The organism is Leptospira saintgironsiae, assembly GCF_002811765.1.
GTDB lineage: Bacteria > Spirochaetota > Leptospiria > Leptospirales > Leptospiraceae > Leptospira_B > Leptospira_B saintgironsiae.
In genome coordinates this window covers 20452-30775 of sequence record NZ_NPDR01000015.1, presented here as the reverse complement: position 1 = coordinate 30775, position 10324 = coordinate 20452, and the positions used below count along the sequence as shown (strand labels likewise).

Below are 10324 nucleotides of genomic sequence, written 5' to 3'. Positions count from 1 at the left end.
AGTGTGAGATATTCGCAGTTATATTCTATGTTGAAGTTTATGAAAAGGCCAGAGTTAATCCTCTGGCTTTTTTATTTTTTAGCTGCTACTTTAGAATTTTAGAATATTCTTTAATTTAATTAAGGACGGACTTTCCAAAGATCGTTCTGGAATTCATTATTTCCGTTTGAGTCAATACCTTGTCCGCCAAAGATCCAGATATTTCCTTTGGAGTCTGTCCATCCACTTTGTCCAAAGCGACCGCCCGGATAGTAATTGGTCCCTGCTTTTCCTTTTGGTCCGAAGTTGCCTGCTTGTGTGACAAGATCTGTTCCGCCTTTCCAGGTCCATTTTTTCCCATCAAAGATCCAGAGATCGTTTAGTTGACCTCCATTGCCTGTTGAATCTACTCCGAATCCACCAAAGATCCAAATTTTTCCGTTTGGAAGTTTTCCTCCAATGGCACTGCTTCTCGATCCTATTATATTATTGGAACTTGAAATATTCTTCTTACCATAAACTCCAATCTCATTTGCCGTGCTGGAACCGCTTACCCATACCCAATTTGCGCCGTCAAACTTCCATATATCATTCCAATCGCCATCAAAACTAGATCCTCCGAATAACCAAAGGTTGTCCGATGAATCGACCCATGATATGGCCTTTCCTCGAGATGATGGAATATTACTTGCGACACCAACACCTTTTACACCACGATCGCCATCTCCAGGTCCTCCTATTGTTTTTGGTCCTCCTACCCAGGTCCAATTAGTCCCATCAAATTTCCAAAGATCGTTTAGGGTTGAAGGAGTGCCGAAAGATTCTTCCAAGCCGGCATTTGCTCCGAATATCCATACAGTACCGGAAGAATCTATCCATCCCGTTGCTCCTTGTCTTCCTCCAGGAAAATTAGCGGAGTTTGCTAAACCTTTTGTGCCGTAGACTCCGTTTGTATTTTTCGTATTTGGTCCCGCCACCCAAGTCCAATTTGTTCCGTCGAATTTCCAAAGATCGCTGAAACAATCCCAACTATTTATATTACCGCAACCTCCGAAAAGCCAGAGATTTCCAGAAGAGTCTACCCAAGTAGTGCCTCCCATTCTTGCTCCAGGATCGTTCCCAGGATCAGCCACACCTTTTGTTCCATAAGATCCGTTCGAGTTTACAGTATTTGCTCCTTTCACCCAAGTCCAATTGGTCCCGTCGAATTTCCAAAGATCGTTTAATCTTCCGAAACCTGTTCCCGGATCCCTTCCCGTGCCGCCGAATAACCATAATTGGTTTGAGGAATCTATCCATTGCATTGCGTCTTGGCGTCCTCCAGGAAAATTTGCAGGATCTGTGACACCTTTTGTTCCGTATACGCCTAAGCCGTAACCTCCTCCTAAAGTATCGAAAGCTCTACCACTTACCCAGATCCATTCGGAAGGGAGTTCTGTAGCGGAGCCTCCTAATAAAGTTAATAGACCGAGAGAGCTACTTCCTCCGCCTCCGTTCGAGCAAACGGGTAAAAAGAATATAAAGAAAACAGCATATATGGTTTTTCGAATTTGTTTAAAAAGATTCATGGAAAGTCCCGAAAGATTAGGTATTAAGTAATAGTATCTAGTTTCTTTGGGAATATCTATTGGTACTAATACCTAATTGTCGGGGTTTGGCAGTAGTTATACGGAATCTTTTCGAAATAAGGCGAGCCTGATCTCTATTTCAAACGACTGATCTTATTCTGAACCCTCGAGTTTTTCTAGTGCTCCCATTTTTCCTCTTTCAAAATCTTTTAAGGCTTCAGCGATTTCAGATGACGTATTCATTACAAATGGTCCGTATCCAGAAATTGGTTCATTGATAGTTGTGCCTCCCAAAAACATAAGCTTTGCATCTTGGTTAGCTTTAAGAGTAAAAGTATCATTCTCTTTTTCTAAAACTGCAATTTCTGCATCTTCAATTAACTGAACCTCGTTGATTGTGACGGATCCATGAGCAAGGAAGACAACAGCTGTTTGATCGGTAGGAACCTTGAACTCAACCGGTTGGCCCGCCTTAAGATTAATGTCCCAGAGATTGATAGGAGTAAAAGTCGATGCGGGACCTTTTGTTCCATTAAAATCACCGGCGATTACTCTTACATTTCCAGCTCCATTTGGGAGTTGAATCACTGGAATATTTTTCTTTTCGATGGCTTGGTATTTGGGTTTGGTCATCTTATACTCTTTAGGTAAGTTGACCCAAAGTTGAATGCCGTGTAATTCTCCACCTTTTTCGGAAATTTCCTTTCCATGAAACTCTTCATGGACTAGTCCCGAACCTGCGGTCATCCATTGGACATCACCAGCTTTAATGACACCGCCGCCACCGGAAGAATCTTTATGCTCTACTTCTCCCGAATAGATAATTGTAACCGTCTCAAAGCCTCTGTGAGGATGTTCGCCAACACCGAGACGATGGCTTGATCTTGATGGAGGAAATTCGGCGGGGCCTAAATAATCCATAAGTAAAAATGGAGAAATATCCTTGGCTATGTCGTTGTAGCTGAAAATGGATCTTGCTGGAAAGCCGTCGCCTACCCAATGCGGAGTGTTCGCTCGCTGAGTAAATAATATCTTTTTCATATATAATAGACTCTTATTTTACCCAGGTTGGAATTACGTGTTGCACGGAACAAAAGGAATATATTTAGACTTTTTGCATCTTGCATTGTAGAGAATCCTGAAAAATACTTAAGTAAACACTTGACTATTTTTCTCAAGATCCAATACTTAAGTAAATGCTTAACAATTCTTCTTTGGACAGAATCTTCTACGCTTTGTCTGATCCGACTCGTAGGGATATCGTAGAAAGGCTTAGCAAAAAATCAGCTTCTGTAAGTGAGCTTGCCAGTCCTTTGGATATGAGTATGGCTGCAGTCGTCCAACACGTGCAAATTTTGGAAGAGAGCGGTTTAATTAAGACTCAGAAGATAGGTCGAGTACGCTCTTGCAGGGTAGAGACGAATTCATTTGAACTGATCGAAAACTGGCTGAATCAGCGTAGAAAATTCTGGGAAAGGAATTTGGACCGACTGGGAGAATTTTTAGAAAAAACGGAGAAAGGGAAGAAGTAACTATGGAAAATCTGAAAATCGCTCACGAAATTTTTAGTATAGAAAGAGTGTATCAATCCGATCCGGAATCTGTATATTCCGCATGGAGTAATGTAGAAGCAAAAGCAAATTGGTTTATCGGCCCCGGTGACTGGTCGGTTGTGCAAAGAAAATTAGATTTCCGAATTGGTGGAGAAGAAATATTACACGGTCGTTTTCCGAATGGAAAGGAAACCTTATACAAAGCTAGATTTTCAGATCTAATCGAAAACCGAAGGATCGTTTTTGTTTACGATATGATCTTAAGTGGAAAAATTCACTCAGTATCAATAGCTTCTATTGAAATCGAAAAAGTAGATTCTTCTTCCACAAAATTAACATTCACAGAACAGGTCGCATTTTTAGACCAAACGATCGGAAGAGAAGGAGTTGCTTCCAGAAAAGAAGGCACTCTGGCACATTTAATAAGATTAACAGATTATCTCGAAAAAGTGAAATAAGGAGAACTAAGATGAATATTTCTAATTTAATATATTCTATTTTTATACTATTTACTGTTGCTACATGCTCTATAAGGCAGCCTTTCCAACTTCGCGAAACACCTCCTACTATTACATCTGAGCCTATCGAAAAAGGTCTCGCTCCTATCAAAGATATTCAGATGTATTATGAGATCCATGGCAATAAGGATGGAATTCCTCTTGTTTTACTGAACGGGGGAGGCTCAACGATAGAAGTAACTTATAGTCGGATTCTTCCTCTTCTCGCCCAAAATCGCAAAGTGATTGCACTGGATGAACAAGGACATGGAAGGACTACAGATAGAAATGCTCCAGTTAGTTTCGAAACCTCTGCCGAAGATGTGGTTGCTCTTCTAAAATTTTTAAATATAGAGCAGGCAGATATTTTTGGTTTTAGTAACGGTGCAAGCGTTGCTCTGAATATTGCGATCAGATATCCGAAACTTGTGCGTAAACTTGTATTTGCTTCTTCTATTACTAAGAGAGAAGGCGCTTATCCAATGTTTTGGAATTTTATGAAGAATGCTACTTTTGAAAATATGCCCCAAGCGCTTAAGGATGCTTTTTTAAAAGTAAATCCAGATCCTAAAAAATTACATACAATGTATGAGAAAGATGCTGCGAGAATGCGAAACTTCAAAGATCTTAGCGATAAAGACATTAGAACTGTTGGAATTCCAACTTTGATCTTACTCGGAGATAGAGATGTTCCGAAACTGGAGCATGCGGTTGAAATGGTCCGAATGATCCCTAAAGCGAGACTTTTGATTTTGCCTGGAGGGCATGGTGATTATTTAGGAGAAGCGATCATGTCTCAAGGAAAGGATCGATATCCTGAATTAACCTCTGCTTTAGTCCAAGATTTTTTGGATTCTCCGTAAAGGTAAGATCAAAATCCGGATCCAAACAGTCTATTTTCTAATATAGAACGGGAAATAACATGCTAGATTGGATTAAAAATTGGGTTCAGGATCGAAAGACTCTACAAAGAGGAAGAGAATTATTTTCTAAGATCCAAAACGGAGACAAACAAGGTTTCAGAAAGATTTTGGATCTAATTCCAAATAAAGGAGAGCTGAAAGAATGTACTAAAGGCCTTTTAGGTTTCTGTGCTTCTGAGATCCAAGATCCGTTTTATTTGGAAACTTTGTTGAATGCAGGTTTGGATCCGAACCTTCCGGATAGAAACGGGATCTTTCCTATTCATAAGGCAGTAGAAAATGGAAAGGTTAAACCTGTCCAGATCCTATTGGAACATGGAGCTGATCCAAATGTTGCAGATCCCAAGGGTGTTACTCCATTACATATTTCTTATAGTTATGATGGGTTAGCCGAAATTTCGGAACTTCTGATCTCCAGTGGAGCGGACACGGAGAAAAGAGATAATTTGGGTAAGAGATATTTAATGTAATTTGTGCTACCTAAATTACACTTTGTTTACAAATTTTAAATCAAAGGCAATTTTCAAGGCAAAGCAAGGTTTCAGCTTATATCTCCTTTAGAATTGAAAGAGACAAAGCTTAAGATTCCATCTCTAAAAGTTTTTTTAGTTTTCGTATATTCTTATTATCCGGATCTATCTCTTCTGCAGATTTTGTGAAACCAATTGCTTCTTCTCTATTCCCTAAGAGTCGATTTAGATCTGAGAGATGGACTAAGTTTTGCACATTCATAGGTTGCATTTGATTTACCATCATAGCTGCTTCTAAAGATTGCGCCAAGTTACCTATACGTTTTTCTGCGATGGATAGATAATACCAAAGTTCTGCAGTATCTGGGTCCTGGGTCAGATATTTGCTTAGGACCTTAACTGCTAATGGATAATCCTTTTCTTTAAAACTGATCAGACCAAGTAGTTTGTTCAGTTTTTGGTTATTATTATCCGTTGCGTATGCATCCAGAAGAATGGAGATCGCTTTTTGGGCTTCTCCGTTACGATATAATTCTTTTCCTTCTTTATAAAGACTCTGTAAAACTACTTTGTCTGCAAAGTCGTTTCGATCTTCTATTTGATCAATCGCAGGTGCGTTTACTTCTTGGAAGCCTATTCTTAGGATAGAAAGGTCATCAATGACTTCTCCTATGCTTCGGATATTTTTTTCGATGGATTTGATATCTCCGTGAGATCTTTCCACAACATCTAAGAATACATTTTCGTCTTCGTTGATGATCCTTTTTTCATTATGTACAGATAATAAAAGATCGTCCCTTCCGTCTGAAGCCAGTATGATCAGATCTCCGGGGTGAAGTTGGAATTTTTTCACCTTGAATTCGAACTCTGAATCCAATCCTAATTTACGAAGTTCTAATGTATTTTCGATAAAGGAAGCCTTCCCATCTCTGTATAATACTGAGAATGGATGTTCTGCATTCCAATAGAACATTTCTCCAGTCTCATCGTCGATCAAGGCTACTGTAGCAGAAATTACCATGGTTCCATCAAAACTTTTGAATACCGAATGAATTTCCGTATAGGTTTCGGCCAGCCATTCTTCCGGCGTTTTTGCGAGTACTCTTTTGTTTGCAGCGGATCTTGCCATGATTGAGTTCATCACAACTCCCATGACCAAGGAGCCTCCTGCTCCTTGCATCGATTTTCCCATGGCGTCGCCATTCATAGCCATGGTGAATTTTTTATAATTATCAGGAGTTCCTAATCTTAAATTTCCCGTTAAGCATATATCTCCTCCGAGTTCGCCCTGCTTATTTCGAAATTCGAAATATTTCTTTTGTCTGATAAGAAAGCTAGTATTTACTTTAGGAGATTTATTAGCGTTATAGAATAGAGGTTTTGCAAGTAGAGAAGTTAGGAAGTAGTCCCCGTCCTGTTGGATTTTCAGCCTTTGGACTTCTTCCATTTTTTCTTGTACTTCTTTTGTACGTTCTTCTACCTTTTCTTCCAGATGATCTGCGTGCTCTTGTAATTGTTCCCTGGCAACTCGAATAGAATCTACCATCGAGTTAAATGATAAAGATAAGAAGCCGATCTCATCCATGGTTTTGATCCGAACATTAACATTCAGATCTCCATGGTTTACCTTCTCCACTCCTGATAAAAGATTATTGAGAGGATGGATTAAGCTGACCCTGAGTAGGATAGGGAAAGCAATTAATATGAAAATTGTGGTTCCAAAAATGATCAGGATCAACCAACGAGCAACATCATGGATCACCTGTCTGAATTCTTGATATGCGAATCCAACTTCGTATCTTATTTGTCCTATTTCAAAATCGTAATGGATATAAAAATCTCCAGCGACTCTGTAAAGTCTAGAGCTTAAAGGAAGATTTGTATCTTTCATTTCCTTTAGAGTGATTGTCTCTAATTCTGATTCAGATTTTCCTTTATGTAATTTTCTATTTTTTTCAACTCTTTCTTTGAGTTGTTGATTTTTATAATATTTTTCTCCTTCTTTCAAGATGGTTTGATTTAAGCCGTCTTTGGAAAAAAGGATCTCATATTTATGATCGAACATACCTGGACCAACAGGTCGAGATAAAACGTATCTTACATTTGGAGGAAAATTCGTATCTCCATTTCGGATCTCTGTTTTGACCGAGTTCATCTCAACTAGATCTTCTTTTTCAATAGATTTATCAGTGGAGAATAACGTGATATAACTGATTGCTCCTAAGGCCAAAACGACTGTAACCACAGCGCTGGACAAAATTTTTCCCATGAAGCTTGTAGGTTCAGGAGAATGGTTTAAGTAAGCACTTTGAATGAAAAATATAGTGATTACCGATAAAATAAAGTATGTGATCGCGTAGGTGTCATAGGATAGAACGCCAGACTTATTTAATACGTTATTATATGCATTCAATATGTTTAAGATCACTGTGAGTAAAAATGCTCTCAATGCAATCCCTTCCTTTCTTGCGGGAAGTAAGATCCTCATTATATTCAGAGGTAAAAAAATAAGAGTTTTAACAAGTATACGAGCTGGAAGAGCTAAAGAACTGGCAGAAGTATCCCATTGTTGGAATATTCCAGTATAACGAGAGAAATGGATCGTCTTTCTGATAAGAATAACTGTACTAATGATGAAACAGAGAAGGATCGCAAAACTTGCTTCTCTTCCGAAATCAAAACTATAGTGGTGGGCAGAGAATAGATATATCTTTTCCATTCCAGCTGTTTTGATAACAAAATGGATCCAGGCGGCTACAGCAATGATTAAGGATAGTGGGATGACTATCTTTGATTCTTTTGGATAAATATTCTTTGGGAAATGATAACAGAAGCCTATAAATCCCACGATCCCGAAGATCACAGAGACAGTTAAGTATCTATGATATGCTGCTAAAGGATTGAATATAGAGTAGGACAGGAAGTAACCAAAAAACATGGTCCCATATCCCAGATACATTATAATTAAATAATATGTGGGCAGGGTCCTGTTTTTCTTGAATACCAAGAATCCGCTCAAAACGAAGGTTAAAAGGAATAAGGAGAAAACTCCGCTTGCGTGATGGGAGAAAAGAATGGAGGCTTCCATATCGGACTTGTTAGATTTTGCATAAACAACTAATTGTCAAGAGCATTCCTGAATACATGATAAATAGCAACGGATGAGGTCTCTATTTTAGATTTTTATCGAGCGTTTGATCGACAAAAGAAAATCATTTCAATTCTGTTTCAGAATTTATTCTAAATTGCCATATGCACTAAGTCTTTCGTACTATTTTTTACTTCGACTTTTAATAATTAGGTGGTTTTAGGTTCTATAACAATCGCTCGACCTTAATCGATCCAACAATCAGATCAAGGTCGAACAAGAGAGTTGGTTCTAATTTAACCAGACCTTTTTGTTTTGCTCAGCATATTCATCAAAAGAGATAGGATCTTTTCCTGTAATTTCCCGAACGGTATTTAGTATGGGAGAAGAATGACCTTCTTTCAATGCTCCAGCGATGAATACCATAAAGCTTGCATAGTCTTCTGGCACACCCGCTTGTAATAGGCCGGTCTTAAATGTATCTGGGCTGATATCTGCATAACTGATTTTCAAGCCAGTATGTTTGGAAATTTTTTCGGCTACTTCTTCATGTGTGAGAGCTTCTTTTCCAGTTAACGTGATACCTTTTCCGTTGAATTGGTCATTCAAGAGAGCGGAAACCACAGAAGAGGATATATCATCTGTATGAATAAAACTGGTTTTTGCATTTCCCGCTGGGAAAGATATCTTCTTATCTTTTAATATTCCAGAAAGCCAATATGTTTGGAAGTTTTGCATAAACCAATTTGGTCTTAGGATAGTATAAGGAACTCCTGAGTTTTCCAAACTGATCTCTAATTTTCTAAATGGAGCTTCAGGAGGAGCAAAATCCACTCCCATCGCACTCATTAAAACTACTTTCTTTAAAGAAGAGGATTTAGCTTTTTCAAACCAAGGGTTTAATACTGAATATTGGTCCGTATATCCTGGGGGAGAAATGAAGAAGGCTCTCTCCACTTTTTCCAAAACTTCTAATCCTTTTGTAGGTTGGGTCGCGTCTGCGAATACCCATGTTAGCCCTGGAGGTTTTTTGCCTGAGTCTGGATTTCTTGTGCCTGCATATACTTCATGACCCAAATCCAATAGTTTTGAAATTACGGAACTGGAGATCTGTCCTGCTCCGCCATAAACGAAAATTTTCATTTGATTTATTCTCCTGTAACTTTGAATGATACAAGATATCCTGAAATTAGGCTATGTCCCAGGATCTAAAAAACATGTCCAAGAGTATAAAGGATTCGACTTTTGGATATTATGGTGTATTCTTAAAATATGGATATTCTTTCGGAAATATTGACAAACGCAGGTTGGAAGGCGGATCTTCTCGCCAGGACTTCTTTGTATAAGCCTTGGGGATTTCGTTTTCCTTGTGAAAAGAGCGGGGGATTCCATATTCTTTCCCAAGGTTCCTGTTATGCAAGGATCAAGGGAAAACTGATCCATTTAGAAAAAGGAGATATTCTATTCGTAGCAAAAGGTCTGGATCACGATCTCGTATATTCTCCTGATGATAAGGTCGTACATATTTCCAAGTTTATGGAAATGTCCGAAAAACAAAAGAAGTCTGAAAAACTTCCTCTAACCACATTTGTTTCAGTTCGTTACGAGGTTCCTGAAACAGCACAGCATCCATTCTTCTTGGAACTTCCTGATTATATTTTAGTAAAGTCATCCGATGTTTTGGCACATCATCCGTTAAACACCACTCAAGTATTGATCTCTCAAGAATTGGATTCAGGTATCGGTTCCGATCTGATATTGCAAAGATTAACCGATATTCTTCTCTATTACGTAATCCGTCACTGGTTGGAGATCCATCCTTCTTCTTCTCCCGGTTGGAGAAGTGCTTTTAAAGATGAGAAGATCTTAAGAGCGTTAGAGGCGTTACATAGAAAACTTTCTTATCCTTGGACCTTGGAAAAATTATCCAGATCGGTCGGTGTTTCTCGCGCATCTATTGCAAATCGATTCAGAGATGTTCTAGGATGTACTCCTATGGATTATTTGGCAAAATTAAGAATGGATAAGGGAAAAGTTTTGATGGCAGAAGAAAATTTTACCTTGGAAGAGATTGCAAGGAATGTGGGTTATTCTTCTGCGTTTGCTTTTTCGAAAGCTTACAAAAGAATACATGGTCTTTCTCCTAGAAATTCAGAGCAGGAAAGATTGGGAGCTTAGTCACCTTGCGAATGGAATCGTTCTAATTGCTTCTTCTCCTATAACCGGTTCTAATCCGAAAACAATCT

General features: G+C 38.7%; 9 protein-coding genes. 5 read left to right on the top strand and 4 right to left on the bottom strand.

Annotation, left to right across the window (positions count from 1 at the left end; translation table 11 throughout):
* Positions 1–119: 119 nt before the first annotated feature.
* Positions 120–1547, bottom strand: coding sequence for a Kelch repeat-containing protein (locus tag CH362_RS18550; RefSeq protein WP_100711807.1), 1428 nt, complete (start codon positions 1545–1547; stop codon positions 120–122).
* 153 nt (positions 1548–1700) lie between these two features.
* Positions 1701–2588: a pirin family protein gene (locus CH362_RS18545; protein WP_100711806.1), complete on the bottom strand. Its 888-nt coding sequence runs from the start codon at positions 2586–2588 to the stop codon at positions 1701–1703.
* A gap of 155 nt (positions 2589–2743) precedes the next feature.
* Between CH362_RS18545 and CH362_RS18540 the strand changes: the two genes are divergently transcribed.
* The 4 genes from CH362_RS18540 to CH362_RS18525 are packed head-to-tail and all read left to right on the top strand — an operon-like array spanning position 2744 to position 4990.
* On the top strand, positions 2744–3079 hold the full coding sequence (locus CH362_RS18540; RefSeq protein ID WP_100711805.1) for an ArsR/SmtB family transcription factor: 336 nt from the start codon (positions 2744–2746) through the stop codon (positions 3077–3079).
* Between the two features lie 2 nt (positions 3080–3081).
* Positions 3082–3558, top strand: a complete 477-nt coding sequence (locus CH362_RS18535; protein WP_100711804.1) for an SRPBCC domain-containing protein — start codon at positions 3082–3084, stop codon at positions 3556–3558.
* A gap of 11 nt (positions 3559–3569) precedes the next feature.
* A complete protein-coding gene (locus tag CH362_RS18530) occupies positions 3570–4460 on the top strand; it encodes an alpha/beta fold hydrolase (protein WP_100711803.1) in 891 nt (296 codons plus the stop codon).
* 59 nt (positions 4461–4519) lie between these two features.
* A complete protein-coding gene (locus CH362_RS18525) occupies positions 4520–4990 on the top strand; it encodes an ankyrin repeat domain-containing protein (RefSeq protein WP_100711802.1) in 471 nt (156 codons plus the stop codon).
* A 109-nt stretch (positions 4991–5099) separates the two neighbouring features.
* Here CH362_RS18525 and CH362_RS18520 read toward each other — a convergent pair whose 3' ends face one another.
* Together CH362_RS18520 and CH362_RS18515 are read right to left on the bottom strand one after the other, a co-directional pair.
* Positions 5100–8078, bottom strand: a complete 2979-nt coding sequence (locus tag CH362_RS18520) for a SpoIIE family protein phosphatase (RefSeq protein ID WP_100711801.1) — start codon at positions 8076–8078, stop codon at positions 5100–5102.
* 291 nt (positions 8079–8369) lie between these two features.
* Positions 8370–9221, bottom strand: a complete 852-nt coding sequence (locus CH362_RS18515) for an NmrA family NAD(P)-binding protein (RefSeq protein ID WP_100711800.1) — start codon at positions 9219–9221, stop codon at positions 8370–8372.
* Between the two features lie 129 nt (positions 9222–9350).
* On the opposite strand from CH362_RS18515, the gene CH362_RS18510 reads away from it, so the two are divergent.
* Positions 9351–10256, top strand: a complete 906-nt coding sequence (locus CH362_RS18510; protein ID WP_100711799.1) for an AraC family transcriptional regulator — start codon at positions 9351–9353, stop codon at positions 10254–10256.
* Positions 10257–10324: the final 68 nt, after the last annotated feature.

What these genes read in the sequence shown, in the direction of transcription:
- CH362_RS18550 (WP_100711807.1), bottom strand. Translation starts at nt 1,547, where the DNA reads ATGAATCTTTTTAAACAAATTCGAAAAACCATATATGCTGTTTTCTTT.
- CH362_RS18545 (WP_100711806.1), bottom strand. Translation starts at nt 2,588, where the DNA reads ATGAAAAAGATATTATTTACTCAGCGAGCGAACACTCCGCATTGGGTA.
- CH362_RS18540 (WP_100711805.1), top strand. Translation starts at nt 2,744, where the DNA reads ATGCTTAACAATTCTTCTTTGGACAGAATCTTCTACGCTTTGTCTGAT.
- CH362_RS18535 (WP_100711804.1), top strand. Translation starts at nt 3,082, where the DNA reads ATGGAAAATCTGAAAATCGCTCACGAAATTTTTAGTATAGAAAGAGTG.
- CH362_RS18530 (WP_100711803.1), top strand. Translation starts at nt 3,570, where the DNA reads ATGAATATTTCTAATTTAATATATTCTATTTTTATACTATTTACTGTT.
- CH362_RS18525 (WP_100711802.1), top strand. Translation starts at nt 4,520, where the DNA reads ATGCTAGATTGGATTAAAAATTGGGTTCAGGATCGAAAGACTCTACAA.
- CH362_RS18520 (WP_100711801.1), bottom strand. Translation starts at nt 8,078, where the DNA reads ATGGAAGCCTCCATTCTTTTCTCCCATCACGCAAGCGGAGTTTTCTCC.
- CH362_RS18515 (WP_100711800.1), bottom strand. Translation starts at nt 9,221, where the DNA reads ATGAAAATTTTCGTTTATGGCGGAGCAGGACAGATCTCCAGTTCCGTA.
- CH362_RS18510 (WP_100711799.1), top strand. Translation starts at nt 9,351, where the DNA reads ATGGATATTCTTTCGGAAATATTGACAAACGCAGGTTGGAAGGCGGAT.